Source organism: Cupriavidus sp. UME77 (assembly GCF_014170355.1).
In the GTDB taxonomy this organism is placed as follows: domain Bacteria; phylum Pseudomonadota; class Gammaproteobacteria; order Burkholderiales; family Burkholderiaceae; genus Cupriavidus; species Cupriavidus basilensis.
Genome location: NZ_LZZU01000025.1, coordinates 1 through 13,925, shown reverse-complemented (window position 1 = coordinate 13,925; position 13,925 = coordinate 1). Strand labels below are relative to the sequence as shown.

At 65.7% G+C, this 13,925-nt stretch carries 11 protein-coding genes; 7 read left to right on the top strand and 4 right to left on the bottom strand.

Annotated elements, in window-relative coordinates:
- Positions 1-7: 7 nt before the first annotated feature.
- Positions 8-1,039, top strand: coding sequence for an aldo/keto reductase (locus tag A9975_RS10675; RefSeq protein WP_183032663.1), 1,032 nt, complete (start codon positions 8-10; stop codon positions 1,037-1,039).
- Between the two features lie 78 nt (positions 1,040-1,117).
- Positions 1,118-2,107: a tripartite tricarboxylate transporter substrate binding protein gene (locus A9975_RS10670; protein ID WP_183032662.1), complete on the top strand. Its 990-nt coding sequence runs from the start codon at positions 1,118-1,120 to the stop codon at positions 2,105-2,107.
- Positions 2,108-2,146: 39 nt separating this feature from the next.
- Here the strand turns inward: A9975_RS10670 and A9975_RS10665 are convergent, their stop codons facing one another.
- Complete coding sequence (locus A9975_RS10665; protein WP_255503156.1) at positions 2,147-3,334, bottom strand: OpgC domain-containing protein; 1,188 nt, start codon at positions 3,332-3,334, stop codon at positions 2,147-2,149.
- A gap of 415 nt (positions 3,335-3,749) precedes the next feature.
- Positions 3,750-4,496, bottom strand: a complete 747-nt coding sequence (locus A9975_RS10660) for a hypothetical protein (protein ID WP_183032660.1) — start codon at positions 4,494-4,496, stop codon at positions 3,750-3,752.
- Between the two features lie 760 nt (positions 4,497-5,256).
- On the opposite strand from A9975_RS10660, the gene A9975_RS10655 reads away from it, so the two are divergent.
- From A9975_RS10655 to A9975_RS10635, 5 genes are all read left to right on the top strand, one after another.
- Complete coding sequence (locus tag A9975_RS10655; protein WP_255503155.1) at positions 5,257-6,555, top strand: MFS transporter; 1,299 nt, start codon at positions 5,257-5,259, stop codon at positions 6,553-6,555.
- Between the two features lie 165 nt (positions 6,556-6,720).
- The gene (locus A9975_RS10650; RefSeq protein WP_183032659.1) at positions 6,721-7,212 is read left to right on the top strand and encodes a hypothetical protein; all 492 of its coding nucleotides are present in this window, start codon (positions 6,721-6,723) and stop codon (positions 7,210-7,212) included.
- Between the two features lie 268 nt (positions 7,213-7,480).
- Complete coding sequence (locus A9975_RS10645) at positions 7,481-9,034, top strand: class I adenylate-forming enzyme family protein (protein ID WP_183032658.1); 1,554 nt, start codon at positions 7,481-7,483, stop codon at positions 9,032-9,034.
- Between the two features lie 121 nt (positions 9,035-9,155).
- Positions 9,156-10,322: a thiolase domain-containing protein gene (locus A9975_RS10640; RefSeq protein WP_150988223.1), complete on the top strand. Its 1,167-nt coding sequence runs from the start codon at positions 9,156-9,158 to the stop codon at positions 10,320-10,322.
- Positions 10,323-10,326: 4 nt separating this feature from the next.
- Complete coding sequence (locus tag A9975_RS10635) at positions 10,327-10,734, top strand: Zn-ribbon domain-containing OB-fold protein (protein ID WP_183032657.1); 408 nt, start codon at positions 10,327-10,329, stop codon at positions 10,732-10,734.
- Between the two features lie 425 nt (positions 10,735-11,159).
- On the opposite strand, the gene tcuB is transcribed toward A9975_RS10635, so the two are convergent.
- Together tcuB and tcuA are read right to left on the bottom strand one after the other, a co-directional pair.
- A complete protein-coding gene (gene tcuB / locus A9975_RS10630; protein WP_183032656.1) occupies positions 11,160-12,335 on the bottom strand; it encodes a tricarballylate utilization 4Fe-4S protein TcuB in 1,176 nt (391 codons plus the stop codon).
- On the bottom strand, positions 12,322-13,749 hold the full coding sequence (tcuA, locus tag A9975_RS10625; RefSeq protein WP_183032655.1) for an FAD-dependent tricarballylate dehydrogenase TcuA: 1,428 nt from the start codon (positions 13,747-13,749) through the stop codon (positions 12,322-12,324). Before tcuA ends, tcuB begins: the two co-directional genes overlap by 14 nt.
- Positions 13,750-13,925: the final 176 nt, after the last annotated feature.

Sequence of the window (13,925 nt, the reverse complement as noted above, 5' to 3'; positions counted from 1 at the left end):
ATTCGAGATGTCTGACTTCAAGATGCAATACCGGCGCCTGGGCGCCAGCAATCTGCAGGTGTCCGCCCTGTGCCTGGGCACCATGATGTTTGGCGACCAGACCGACGAGGCCGAGGCCGGCCGCATCGTCGACAGCGCCCGCGCGCATGGCGTCAATTTCATCGATACCGCCGACATGTATAGCCTGGGCGGATCGGAAACGATGGTGGGCAAGCTGCTGGCGGGCGATCGCCAGGACTGGGTCCTGGCCAGCAAGCTGGGCAACCCGATGCAGGCCGCCCCCAACCACTCGCACTACTCGCGCGTCTGGATCATGCGCGCCGTGGAAGACAGCCTGCGCCGCCTGGCCACGGACTATCTCGACATCCTCTACCTGCACCGCGACTACGCCGGCGAGAACCTCGAAGAAGCCGTGCGCGCCATGGGCGATCTGATCCGCGCCGGCAAGATCCGCTACTGGGCCGTGTCGAACTTCCGCGGCTGGCGCATTGCTGAGATCGCGCGCCTGTGCGACATGCTCAATGTGCCCCGCCCCGCGGTCTGCCAGCCCTACTACAACCTGCTCAACCGCATGCCCGAAGTGGAGATCCTGCCGGCCTGCGAGCATTTCGGACTGGGCGTGGTGTCCTACAGCCCGATCGCGCGTGGCGTGCTGACGGGCAAGTACCTGCCCGGCCAGCAACCGCCGCAGGACTCGCGCGCCGGGCGCGCGGACCGCCGCATGATGGAGACAGAGTTCCGCGAGGAGTCGCTGGTGATTGCGCAGACGCTGAAGCAGCATGCGCAGGCACGCGACCTCAAGCTGGGCCAGTTCGCCACGGCCTGGGTGCTCGCCAACCCCATCATCAGCTCGGTGATCGCCGGGCCGCGCACGCTGGCCCAGTTCGAGGACTACTTCGGCGCCGTGGGCGTGGCGATCTCGCCGCAAGAGGAAGCCATGGTCGACGCCCTGGTGCGCCCCGGCCACGCGTCCACGCCGGGCTACAGCGACCCCAGCTACCCGCTCACGGGGCGGCCGGTGGCGGTTTCGGAAGGCTGATCGCGCCGGGCACTGGCTAAAGCAAAAAAGCGCAAAAAGACAGAACTAACCCACCCTGGCAACGGGGGAGGAGACAAGATGACTGCAAGACGATTTCCCGCATTGGCGGCAGCCGCGCTGGCCACGGCCGCCACCGCCCTCGCCTGGATGCCGGCCACCGCCCGCGCCGATGACTACCCCAACCGCCCGATCAAGCTGATCGTGCCCTTCCCGCCCGGCGGCGGCAACGACAATGTGGCGCGCCCGATCGCCCAGAAACTGTCCGACGCGCTCGGCCAGCAGGTGATCATCGACAACCGCCCCGGCGCCGGCACCATGATCGGCGCGGAAGCCGCGGCCCATGCCGCGCCGGACGGCTACACGCTGTTCCTCGGCTCGATTGCCTCGCACGCCATCAGCCCCAACCTGTATGCGCGGGTGCCCTACGATCCGATCAAGGATTTCGAGCCGGTGTCGTTGCTGGCCTCGGCGCCGACACTGCTGGTGGTCAACACGCATACGCCATACAAGACCTTGAAGGATGTGCTGGTGGCCGCCAAGGCCAGCCCCGGCAAGCTGACTTACGGCTCCGCCGGCAGCGGTACGCCGCCGCACCTGTCCGGCGAGATCTTTCGCGGCCAGGCCGGGATCGACCTGCTGCATGTGCCCTACAAGGGAGGATCGGGGCTGCTGCCCGATGTGATCGCGGGCCGGGTCGACATGATCTTCGATACCGCGGCATCCGCCATGCCCCACGTGCGCAGCGGCAACCTGCGCGCCATCGCCATTGCCCGCGCAACGCGCCAGCCGGACCTGCCGGATGTGCCCACCTTTGCCGAACAAGGGTTTCCGAAGTTCCAGACCTCAGGCTGGTACGGCATCCTGGCGCCCGCGAAGACGCCCAAGCCGGTGATCGACAAGCTCTATGCCGCGTTGCAGAAGGCCATGGTGCAGCCGGAGGTGACAAGCCGGCTGAAAACGCTCGGGGTGGATCCCATCGTCAGTACCCCGCAGGAGTTCGGCACCTTTATCCGTGCGGAGCTGGATAAGTACAAGCAGGTAATCCGCCAGGCGGATATCAAGGAATGACGGCGTAACCGCACCCGGACGCAAACCGGCGAAGGCTGCTCAGGCGGCAGCCTTTTGCACTTCTTTTCGTTCTTCCCTTCGCCCTTCCCTGCTCTCTTGCTTGCGCGCTTCCTTGCGTCCCTCCTTGCGCCGCCCATACCAGCCACCAATCACCAGCAACAGCGCCACGGCCACGATATCGCCGCCCAGCGCGATCGGCCGCGACGGCCGGCCGCCGGCAATGCCGTAGGTAGAGCCCTCGATCACCACCGACACCACCGCGCCAAAGACAAAGCAGAACAAGCTGTGGCGGCCGATCTGCACCACCGGCCCCATCACCGTCGCCAGCCGCGCCACCCAGCCCGCGCGGACAGCCAGATAGCACAGCCAGGCCAGCCCGAGGAAGCTCGCGATACGCAGCGCCGCCAGGCTCTTCTTGGGCAGCGGGAAGACCATGGCCGGCAGCCAGGTGGGCAGCCATGGCTCGTACACATGCGGACGCATCCACAGGTAAGCCAGCAGCACGCCGGCCAGCGTCATCGCCACGGCGAGCACCGTCACCACCCAGCGCACCAGCGCCTGGCGCGGCAGGATCACATCGGGGCGCAGGCGCGCCATCAGGCCCAGCCCAAACAGCAGTTGCCACGCGAAGGGGTTGAAGCTCCAGCCGTTGCCATCGCTGCTAGGCAACAGCGGCGTGAGCATCGGCGCCATCAGCCACAGCAGCCCGCTGGCGCCGACAAACGTCAGTGGCATCGCGCGCGCCATGCGGATCGCCAGCGGCGCAAACAGGATGAAGACCGCGTACATCGGCAGCACGTCCGACACAAAGGGCTGCCGCGCCACGCTGAACACCTCGATCAGCGTGCTCAACGGATGCGCCATGAAAATCGGCGCCTCCGTGGACCGGATCGCGGGCGCCGGCACCTTGGCCAGCGCCAGCAACAGGCCGAACACCAGCATCAGCACGCCGGTCAGCACGAACGCCTTGTAGATCTCCCAGCTACGGCGGATCAGGCGGTTCTGCGCGGCGGAGGCGCCGTGCCGCGCCTCCATGGCGACGTAGGCCGCCCCTGCCGAATAACCGGCCAGGAAGACAAAGATCTCCGCCGCATCGAAGAACGCGAAATTGCGGATGGTGTAATCGGCCAGCACGCTGCCGTTCACATGGTCAACCACGATGAAAATCAGCGCGATGCCGCGAATCAGGTCAACTTCAGTTCTGCGCTGGGTTTCGTTCAAGGACAAAAGCAACTCCTGCAATACCTGGCAATCCGGGCGCTCCGACAAAGCGTCCGGATGTCTCCGAGGCCACTTACCAGTGGCCCCTGTTTATTCAATGTGATCAAATCAGCACCCTGTGGCGGCGATCTGGCGCCCGGCAGGCTGCCGGCGCACCTTGGCTTTGTCCCGGATTTCCTGAAAAAGTGCGATGGGGCACGCTCGCGGCCCCAGGACGGCAAAACGCCCGGCGGCGCGACGCCCGGGCGTGATGATACGGCATATTGGGGATTACCCTAGGAAGAGGTCGCCAGGGATTGGAAAGGAAAAAGCAAGCGGGCCTTGTTGCGGCCACGGCCAGCGAATTCCTGGCACCCGTTCGATGATGGGCGCCAGCGCACTGCCGCGGCGCTCGCGCGCGGCAGGATGGCATTGCCAATGCCTATTGCGCCGTGGCACCTGAAGACACAGCGGCGCCTGTGGCCGTTGTCATCTGCTCGATAAATAGCGCCGCGCGCAGTTTCGAGGTCGCAGCCCGCGTGCTCGCGTCCACCGACTTCATCAGGTTGCTATATTCCGGCGCGTCATCCCATTCGCCGGTCACGGGGGTGTTGACAGTCACCGGCTCGTACCATTGCAGCCGATTGGTATGCAGATCGATCAACTGCCCCACCAGCGATACATAGCCCTCCGGGGCTCCCAGCGGCATGAAACCATAGTAGCTACGCGACGTGCCCAGCCAGCGCGGCGCCACCAGCAGCAACCGATCCGCGCCATACTGCTTAGCCAAAGGCCGGTAGTCCATCTCAGCAATACCGTCACCGGAACCTTCCGTAAACTTCTTCAACTGCTCCGTATCCACGGGAGCTGCCACCAGCACGACCTTGACCTGGCGGGACTCCAGCCCCTTTGCCAGTTCCTGCGGCAGCCCCTTTACCAACGAGAAGTCCTGCCGCTGCAAACGCTCCACGATTGCCTGTGCATTGGCCTTGTTGATGGCGTAGTCAAGGATCCCCTGCGCCCCGATCATGTTCTGGTTAGGTTCTGGCAGCTTTTGCACTGCCACCGCGACCGTGCTCGTCCGATCATCAAAGAGCTTTGCCGAAGCAGGAATTGGTTTCTGCACGACAGCACAACCAGCCAACGAACACAACGCCAGGAACAGCCCGGCAAGACGAATACGACCCATGATTCTCCTGCTTTATCTAAGCCACAATTTACGGGGGCGATAAGCACGCCGTTGCCCCGCTTGGATAACGGCGGGAAACCAACTGCCCAATACCCCACCGAAGTCTGGCTTGACGGCTTCCGCGCTCACTCGAGCGCCCTTGCGGCGAGTTAGGGAAGCGCTGCGCCGCCCTTCTCCGGCATTCGCAAAATAGAAGTTAATTCCATTAACAATAATATTAATTAAATTTCTTATTTTTGAAAATTGATTTAACAAATAACAAATAGATACCCAGACCAACAACTCAAAATGTCTCGGCCGATTACGAACACGTGTGCACGGAAACCACCGGGAAACTGCTCATGGAAGTCAGACGCTTATCCACCGCCCTGGACTGGATTGCAGACGCTTGGAACGAACATGTTGCTGCGGGTTCGTGCTAACGGTCACCGCGACACAGGATACCGGGCAGCAATTCAAAGCGCCCCATCAGCCACATGCTCCGGCAACACCACCTGCAACTGCCCGCTCATGCGCATCGGCAACACCATCGGCGTACGCCCTATCGCAATGCCCGCCTGCTGCGCGGCGGCATTCAGCGATTGCGGTCACCGCATCGCTGCGCGCGGTCACGCGCGGCATCAACCTGCCCATCGATGAGGGACTGGCGCTGGCGGCTTGCAAGGCATATATTGACCAGCACAAGCGCGCCCGCGCAGGCTAGCCGACCTTTCGCAAAAGGCGGCGGATAGCCGGGACGGCGCGGCGAAGGAGACTGGCGATGCAAGCGGAAATGGCAGGCGCGGCAGTGCCTGGATCCTCAAAGCTGGGCGCGGTCCTGCGGGTTACCAGCGGCAACTTCCTCGAACAGTTCGACTTCTTCCTGTTCGGCTTCTACGCCACCTACATCGCCCACACCTTCTTTCCGGCAAACAGCGAGTTCGCCTCGCTGATGCTGACCTTCGCCGTGTTTGGCGCGGGCTTCCTGATGCGCCCGCTCGGCGCCATCCTGCTGGGTGCCTACATCGACAAGGTGGGACGCCGCAGGGGCCTGATCGTGACGCTGTCGCTCATGGCCTGCGGGACCATCCTGATCGCGCTCGTGCCGGGCTATGCCAGCATCGGCGTGCTGGCACCGCTGCTGGTGCTGATCGGGCGGCTGCTGCAGGGCTTCTCGGCGGGCGCGGAGCTGGGCGGGGTGTCGGTCTACCTGGCTGAAATGGCCACGCCGGGCCATAAGGGCTTCTATACCGCCTGGCAGTCGGCCAGCCAGCAGATCGCCATCGTGGTGGCAGCCGGGCTCGGCTTCGGGCTCAACCACTGGCTGACGACCGATGAACTGGGCGCATGGGGCTGGCGCATTCCGTTCTTTATCGGCTGCCTGATCGTGCCGTTCCTCTTCGTGCTGCGCCGCTCGCTGCAGGAGACCGAGGAGTTCCGTACCCGCCGCCACCATCCGAGCACGCGCGAGGTATTCGACTCCATGCTGCGCAACTGGCGCACGGTGCTGGCCGGCATGCTGCTGGTGGCAATGACCACCACCACCTTCTATCTGATCACCGTCTATACACCCACGTTCGGCAAGACGGTGCTCAAGCTCAGCACGGCCGACAGCCTTGCCGTCACGCTCTGCGTCGGCATTTCCAACTTTATCTGGCTGCCCATCGGCGGCGCCCTGTCCGACCGCATTGGCCGCCGCCCTATCCTGCTGGCCATTTCGGCCATCGCGCTGGCCACTGCCTATCCCGCATTGTCGTGGCTGGCGGGCGCGCCGAGCTTCGAGCGCATGCTGATCGTGCTGCTGTGGCTGTCCTTCCTCTTTGGCATGTACAACGGCGCCATGGTGGTGGCCCTGACCGAGGTGATGCCGGTGGAGGTGCGCGTGGCCGGCTTCTCGCTGGCTTACAGCCTTGCCACGGCGGTGTTTGGCGGCTTTACGCCGGCGGTCTCGACCTACCTGATCGAGGTGACCGGCGACAAGGCCGCGCCGGGCTACTGGATGAGCTTTGCCGCGGCATGCGGGCTGCTGGCCACCCTCATCCTTTATCGCAAGGCGCGTCCCGTGGCAACGGCATTTTGAGCCTTATAAATAACTTATTACTGCATTTGGCGCCGCCCGCATCACAAAATTACCTGCGTTGCCCTACAGATCTGCTTCACGTGTTCGTTAATCCCGGGTACCCCCAGGTGCGCCGCGCGCGGCCGCCTCCCGTGCGTTCGCGCACTACCCGAAGGAACAAATCCGATGAGCACGATCGATCCGGCGTCCTCCTCCAGCGGCCAGTTTGCCGCCGCCACGGCCCTGGCCGGCGCAGCCAGCCTTGCCACCACCAGCCAGGCAACGCCCGCCAGCCAGTCGGGCGGCGCCAAGCCGTCCAGTGGCATCCATGTCGATCTCTCATCGGCTGGCCGCACGCTGGCGGCAGGCAAGCCGGGCGGCTCCAGCGGCCGCAACAGTGATATCGACAACAGCAACCTGCCGGATACGGCCAAGGACCTGCTCAAGCGAATCCGTGAGTTGCGCGAAGAGCTGGCGCGCAAGCAGCAGGAACTGCAAGCCGTGGCCTCGGCCCAGAACCTCTCCGCCGACCAGAAGCAGGTCCGCCTGGCAGCGCTGAACCAGGCCATGGGTTCGATTTCCGGTGCGATATCCAGCGCCAGTGGCGCGCTGGTCAAGGCCATGGAAAAGACCTCGCCCGAGCAGCAGATGAGCGCGGCGGCCCTGGCCATGGGCTGATTCCGCCATAGGGTGGCTCTCAATCGAGGGCCACCCCGCAAGTTGGTTTTCTCTCCGTCTGCCTGCGCAGCGCCCCTCCCCTCGCTTGTCCCCTGGCTTGCCCCCTGCGCACTAATTTGTGCGTCGCAACAAAGATTCCCGGCAAGCCCCTCTTCCAAAAAGCCAAATTGTCGAACCCGGCACAAGGCGCGACACTCTTTCACAGCTGCGGCAGGCCAGCCATGAATGAGACACCCAAGCACACCCCCAAGAGCCCAACGGCAGCCCTATGTCACCGACAAGCACTGACTTCACCCCTCTCGCCGCCCTCGTCGACGCCCAAGCCGCGCTGCGGCCGCGGCATCCGGCCGTGGTGCTGGACGAACGCAGCGTGGATTTCGCCAGCCTCAACCGGCTTGCCGACCGCGTTGCCGCCGCGCTGCAGCGAGACGGTGTGCCGGCGCAAGGCGCCGTCGCCATCTGCGCCGCGACGTCGATCGAATACGTCGCCGCCTTCCTCGGCTGCCTGCGGGCGGGCGTGGCGGTGGCACCGCTGTCGCCCTCGCTCAACCCGCAGACGCTGCGCGGCATGGTGCAGGACTCGGGGGCGCGCCGGCTGTTGATCGATGCCAGCACGCACCAGGCCCTGCACGGGCTGGAGGCCGAGCTTGGCATTCCCTGCATCGCGCTGGACGACAGCCACGCGGGCCTTGCCTTTGGCCAGTGGCTGGCCCCCGAAGATGCCCGGCCGGCTCCGGTCGACGTGCAGCCCGACTGGGCTTTCAACCTGATCTATTCCTCCGGCACCACCGGCGTGCCCAAGGGCATCATCCAGCCGTTCGGCATGCGCTCGTCGCATGTGCAGCGCGCCACCCAGGGTGGCTACGGCCCGGACACCGTGGCGCTGCTGTCCACGCCGCTGTACTCCAACACCACACTGGTCAGCCTGTTCCCCACCTTGTCGCTGGGTGGCACCGTGGTGCTGATGCGCAAGTTCGATGCCGGCCAGTACCTGGCGCTGGCCGCGCGGCACCGCGTCACCCATACCATGCTGGTGCCGGTGCAATACCAGCGCATCCTGGCCCACCCCGACTTTGCCAGCACCGATCTGTCATCGTTCCGCTATAAGTTCTGTACCAGCGCGCCCTTTGCCGCCGCGCTCAAGGCCCAGGTGCTGGCAGGCTGGCCCGGCGCGCTAATCGAGTACTACGGCACGACCGAGGGCGGCGGGCGCTGCGAGCTGCGCGCGCATGAGCACCCGGACAAGCTGCATACGGTCGGGCGTCCCTCGCCCGACACCGATATGCGCCTGCTGGACGATCAAGGCCGCGAGCTCCCCGCCGATGCGCCGCGCGACACGCCGGGAGAGATCGTCGGGCATTCCCCCGCGATGATGTCCGGCTACCACAATCATCCCGGGAAGACCGCCGAGGCCGAGTGGTTCGACGCCACCGGCAAGCGCTTCATCCGCACCGGCGACGTTGGCTACTTCGATGCCGACGGCTTCCTCATCCTGATGGACCGCAAGAAGGACATGGTCATCTCGGGCGGCTTCAACATCTACCCGAGCGACATCGAAGCGGTGCTGCTCGGGCACCCCGACATCGCGGACGCGGCGGTGGTCGGCGTGCCCTCGGAGCGCTGGGGCGAAACACCCGTAGCCTTCGTGGTGCTGCGGCCCGGCGCCATCGCCCAAGCCGCCGCGCTGCTGGACTGGGTGAATGACCGGCTGGAGAAAATGCAGCGCCTGGCCGCGCTGGAGCTGTCGCAGGAGCTACCGCGCAACGCCATCGGCAAGGTGCTCAAGCGCGATCTGCGCGACCAGTACGGGCGCGCGCCTTGACGCTCGCGGCACCAAACAAGAACACAAGACTTCGGCTATATCCATAGTCCATAGCCCATCGTCCATCGTCCATCGTCATCACCGCACACCAACGTATCCGGGACAACAACCAGGGAGACCCATGAGCATCAACGGCAAGGCATATATCGTCGGAGCCTACGAGCATCCGACCCGCAAGGCACCGGACAAATCCGTCGCGCAACTGCACGCCGAATCCGCCAAGGGCGCGCTGGAAGACGCCGGCCTCACCCTGCAGGACGTGGACGGCTACTTCTGCGCGGGTGACGCGCCTGGCCTTGGCGCGCTCAATATGGTCGATTACCTCGGCCTGAAGGTGCGCCACGTCGACTCCACCGATACCGGTGGCTCGGCGTATATCGTCCACGTCTCGCACGCCGCGCAGGCCATCGCCGCCGGCAAGTGCAATGTGGCGCTGATCACGCTGGCAGGCCGCCCGCGCTCGGAAGGCTCGAGCGGCACGCAGGCGCGCAACTGGGGCGCCAACCTGCCCGACCAGCCGTTCGAGGCGCCGTTCAGCCCGGTGACCGTGAACCTGTACGCGATGGTGGCGATGCGCCATATGTTCCAGTACGGCACCACTGCCGAACAGCTTGCCTGGATCAAGGTGGCGGCCTCCCACCATGCGCAGCACAATCCCCACGCCATGCTGCGCGATGTGGTGACGGTGGAGGACGTATTGAATTCGCCGATGATCTCGGATCCGCTGCGCAAACTCGACTGCTGCGTGGTGTCCGACGGCGGTGGCGCGCTGATCGTCGCCCGCCCGGAAATCGCGGCCAAGCTCAAGCGCCCCATGGTGAAGATCCGTGGCGCCGGTGAAGCCGTCAAGGGCCAGCTCGGCGGCATGGTCGACCTGAGCTGGTCGGGCGCCGCCATCTCCGGCCCGATCGCGTTTGAAGAGGCCGGCATCCGCCCGTCCGACATCAAGTACGCCTCGATCTACGACAGCTTCACCATCACCGTGCTGATGCAGCTGGAAGACCTGGGTTTCTGCAAGAAGGGCGAAGGCGGCAAGTTCGTGGCCGACGGCAACCTGATCTCCGGCGTGGGCAAGCTGCCCTTCAACACCGACGGCGGTGGCCTGTGCAACAACCACCCGGCCAACCGCGGCGGCATCACCAAGGTGATCGAAGCGGTGCGCCAACTGCGCGGCGAAGCCCATCCCGCCGTGCAGGTCAAGAACTGCGACCTGGCCCTGGCCCAAGGCACCGGCGGCTACCTCGGCTCGCGCCACGGCAGCGCCACCGTCATCCTGGAACGGGAGTAATAAGATGAGCACACCTTACACCGCCACTCCCCTCAAAGCGCCGCAGGTTGCCCCGGACAACACCGAGTTCTGGGAAGCCGCCCGCGCAGGCCGCCTGCTGGTCAAGCACTGCAAATCCTGCGGCAAGCCCCACTGGTACCCGCGCACGCTGTGCCCGTTCTGCATGGGCGAGACAGAATGGAAGCAGGCCTCGGGACGGGGCACCATCTACTCATTCAGCGTCACCCGCCGTGCCGGCCCCACGCCCTTCTGCATTGCCTATGTGACGCTGGAAGAAGGCGTGACCATGATGACCAACATCGTGGATTGCGACCTGGATACCGTGCGCATCGGGCAGGAAGTAAAGCTGACGTTCACGCCAACGGACGACGGGCCGCCGGTGCCGACGTTCACGCCGGTGAGCGCTAGCTGAAGCAAACAGGAGCGCGAGGGACATCGCAATAGCGAGCACCCGCCCTCTACCCCGCCCCTCTCCCACAAGTGGGAGAGGAGAGCCAACCAGCGGCAAGTTCAACCCATGGTGGTAGCCGTGTGAAGCGCCCGAAGGGCGGGCCACACCCCAACGCGATGCGAAGCGAGCCGTCAAGGTGTACCTAGGCCGTATGGAGCGCCTCGGGATTCGGCGAAAAGTGCGGAAACGAGGGACCCATGTCTGAGTATCGCCTTAAGGCGATGCGAGTTTGGGTCCCGGCCGCTCTTTTCGCCGAAGCCCGAGGGGGTAGTCGCCCCATCCGGCGCGCCTTCTTTGCCTACTTTCTTGGCAAGACAAGAAAGTAGGTCGCCGCCCCGCAGGGGTGGTGAAACTGCAGTTGCTTTTGACTTCCAGCCCACAACACCTCAATCGGGCCGACCAAGCGCCAGGTTGCTGGGCCGGCCTTTTTCGATATTCCACTTGAGCAGCGCCGCGCAGCGGTAAATGCCGTGCGCGAACTTGCCGTAAGGCAACGTCAGGAACAACGCCATCACCACGCCCAGGTGCACCGCCAGCAGCAGCGCCATGGCCGCGGTGTCGCGCCAGGCCAGCAGCGCCAGCCCGGTCAGGCTGGTGAAAAACAGCAGCGCGATAAAGCCGCGGTCCATTGGCTTCTGGGCGGCATCGCCGGTGCGCGGGTCGCGCTTCAGGTTGAGCCAGAGCAGGCCCGCCGGGCCGATCAGCAAGCCGATGCCGCCGGCCGTGCCCAGCAGCACCGGCAGGCTGGTGGGCGCATACGGTGCGTGCAGGCCCAGCAGGTAGTGGTACAGCGTGGCGACCGCCGTGGCGGCAAAGCACAGCATGAAGCCATAAAACGTGAAATGGTGGAAGCGCCGGCGCCACAGGGTGAACGCGTCGTCCGCGTTGTTGCAGCCCTGGCCGTGGCCGCCGCCCAGGTAGCGCAGCCGCAATGCATCGTGCGCCGCGCCGCCGATGGCCGGGCCGCGCGCCTCGCCCTGCAGCTCGCCGGGCGAGACCCTGCGCCAGAAACGCGTCACGCCCACGCCCAGCGCCAGCACCGCGCAGCCGAACACCATGCCGAACATCGCCGCCAGCAGGTTGTGCGGGAAGATGGCGTAGAAGTTGCCGGCCAGCGGTGCGTGCAGCAGGCTGCCACGCATGGCAAGCACCATCACCAGGAACAACCCCAGCCCGGCTGCCAGCGCCAGCGCGGTGGCCAGGCCGGCGCGGCGGTACAGGCCACCGAGGGCGGCGGGCCAGGCGTAGTCGGAGTATGTCTGGACACGCACCTTGGCCATGGCCTGCGGCACGTTGACCGCAAACTCGTGCGGCGGCGCGTACTGGCAGGCGTGGTAGCAAGCGCCGCAGTTGTGGCACAGGTTGGACAGGTAGTGGATATCGGCCTTGCCGAACTCCAGCCGGCGCGTCATGGCGGGAAACACCGCACAAAAGCCTTCGCAATAACGGCAGGCATTGCAGATCTGCATGACGCGGCCGACCTCGGCCTCGTCCCCGGTGAGCGGCAGCACGCCCTGGGCCAGCGCCGCCGCTTCGCGCGTCAGCGCTTCAAGATGTTGCATGCTGTTTTTCCTGGAATACGTTGTGACCGGGCCGCCCGAGCGCGGCGGCGGCGGCCTGGGTGCCGGCGATGCGCCCGAAGGCGGTGCCGATGGCCATGCCGACACCTGCCGTATAGCCCTTGCCGAGCACGTTGCCGGCCATCATCTCGCCAGCCACGAACAGGTTGGCGCTGGGCTTGCCGCCGAAGTGCACGGCGGCGTGCTCGTTCACCTTGAGGCCGAGGTAGGTAAAGGTGATGCCGGGGCGCAGGGCATAGCCGAAGAACGGTGCGGTATCGATCGGCCGCGCCCAGTGGGTCTTGGCCGGGGCAATGCCCTCGGTGTGGCAGTCGTCCAGCACGGTGTGGTCGAAGGTGCCGACGCGGCACGCCGCGTTGTAGTCCGCGATGGTGCGCATGAAGGTGGCCTCGTCCAGCCCGAGCTGGCGCGCCAGTTCCGGCAGCGTGTTGGCGCGCACGCCCGGGAATACCGGCGGCATGAAGCGGCCCACGGCCTTGGCGTCGATGATCGAATAGCCGATCTGCCCGGGCTGCTGCGCGACCAGCCGCCCCCAGATGGCGTAGCGCTTGGGCCAGAAATCCTCGCCTTCGTCGTAGAAGCGCTCGGCATTGCGGTTAAGCATCACGCCCAGCGAGACGCAGTCCACCCGCGTGCAGATGCCGCCGTCGTACAGCGGCGCGCGCGCGTCGATGGCCACGCAGTGCGATTGGGAAGGGTCGCCGATGGCGTCCGCTCCGGCTTCGATCATGAACTTGAGCAGCACGCCCATGTTGAAGCGCGTACCGCGGATCAGGAAGTTGTCGGCCGGCCAGTCACCGTCGGCGTTCTGGCCCCAGGCCTCGCGCAGCCATGCGCGGTTGGACTCGAAGCCGCCGGCGGCCAGCACGCAGCTGCGCGCCTCGATGCGCTCGCTGCCGATGCGGGCGGCCTTGAAGCGGTCGCCGTCCATCTCGATGGCGTCCACCGGGGCGTTGTAGCGCACCTTGACGCCAAGGGCTTCGGCGCTGCGGAAGTACGCGTTGACCAGCGCCTTGCCGCCGCCCATGAAGAAGGCATTGGTGCGCGCCACATGCAGCGCGCCTGACAGCGGCGGCTGGAAGTGCACGCCGTGGCTGCGCATCCAGTCGCGGCAGGTCGACGAGGCGCGAATGGCCAGGCGAGCCAGCCGCTCGTCGGTCAGGCCGCCGGTGACCTTGAGCAGGTCTTGCCAGTATTCCTCTTCGGGATAGGCATCGACCAGCACGTCTTGTGGCGCGTCGTGCATGCAGCGCAGATTGCGGGTGTGCTGCGAGTTGCCGCCGCGCCACTCGCACGGGGCGGCTTCCAGCAGCAGCACGCTGGCGCCTGCTTCGCGCGCCATCAGGGCCGCGCACAGGGCGGCATTGCCGCCGCCGATGACCAGGACGTCGATCATGGGCGTGCGCCTCGGGCAAGGCTAGGGATAGCCGGCAGGGACGGCTCCCGGATTTGAATAATGGACAGCACGATGAGGGTTCCGGTGGGGATGCCCGCACTGTAGCGGCCCGCCGGCGTCCTGCTAAGCCCCCGGATCGCATGGGGGCATCACGAATCGTGATACCCCAGGGGGGG

What these genes read in the sequence shown, in the direction of transcription:
- A9975_RS10675 (WP_183032663.1), top strand. Translation starts at nt 8, where the DNA reads ATGTCTGACTTCAAGATGCAATACCGGCGCCTGGGCGCCAGCAATCTG.
- A9975_RS10670 (WP_183032662.1), top strand. Translation starts at nt 1,118, where the DNA reads ATGACTGCAAGACGATTTCCCGCATTGGCGGCAGCCGCGCTGGCCACG.
- A9975_RS10660 (WP_183032660.1), bottom strand. Translation starts at nt 4,496, where the DNA reads ATGGGTCGTATTCGTCTTGCCGGGCTGTTCCTGGCGTTGTGTTCGTTG.
- A9975_RS10655 (WP_255503155.1), top strand. Translation starts at nt 5,257, where the DNA reads ATGCAAGCGGAAATGGCAGGCGCGGCAGTGCCTGGATCCTCAAAGCTG.
- A9975_RS10650 (WP_183032659.1), top strand. Translation starts at nt 6,721, where the DNA reads ATGAGCACGATCGATCCGGCGTCCTCCTCCAGCGGCCAGTTTGCCGCC.
- A9975_RS10645 (WP_183032658.1), top strand. Translation starts at nt 7,481, where the DNA reads ATGTCACCGACAAGCACTGACTTCACCCCTCTCGCCGCCCTCGTCGAC.
- A9975_RS10640 (WP_150988223.1), top strand. Translation starts at nt 9,156, where the DNA reads ATGAGCATCAACGGCAAGGCATATATCGTCGGAGCCTACGAGCATCCG.
- A9975_RS10635 (WP_183032657.1), top strand. Translation starts at nt 10,327, where the DNA reads ATGAGCACACCTTACACCGCCACTCCCCTCAAAGCGCCGCAGGTTGCC.
- tcuB (WP_183032656.1), bottom strand. Translation starts at nt 12,335, where the DNA reads ATGCAACATCTTGAAGCGCTGACGCGCGAAGCGGCGGCGCTGGCCCAG.
- tcuA (WP_183032655.1), bottom strand. Translation starts at nt 13,749, where the DNA reads ATGATCGACGTCCTGGTCATCGGCGGCGGCAATGCCGCCCTGTGCGCG.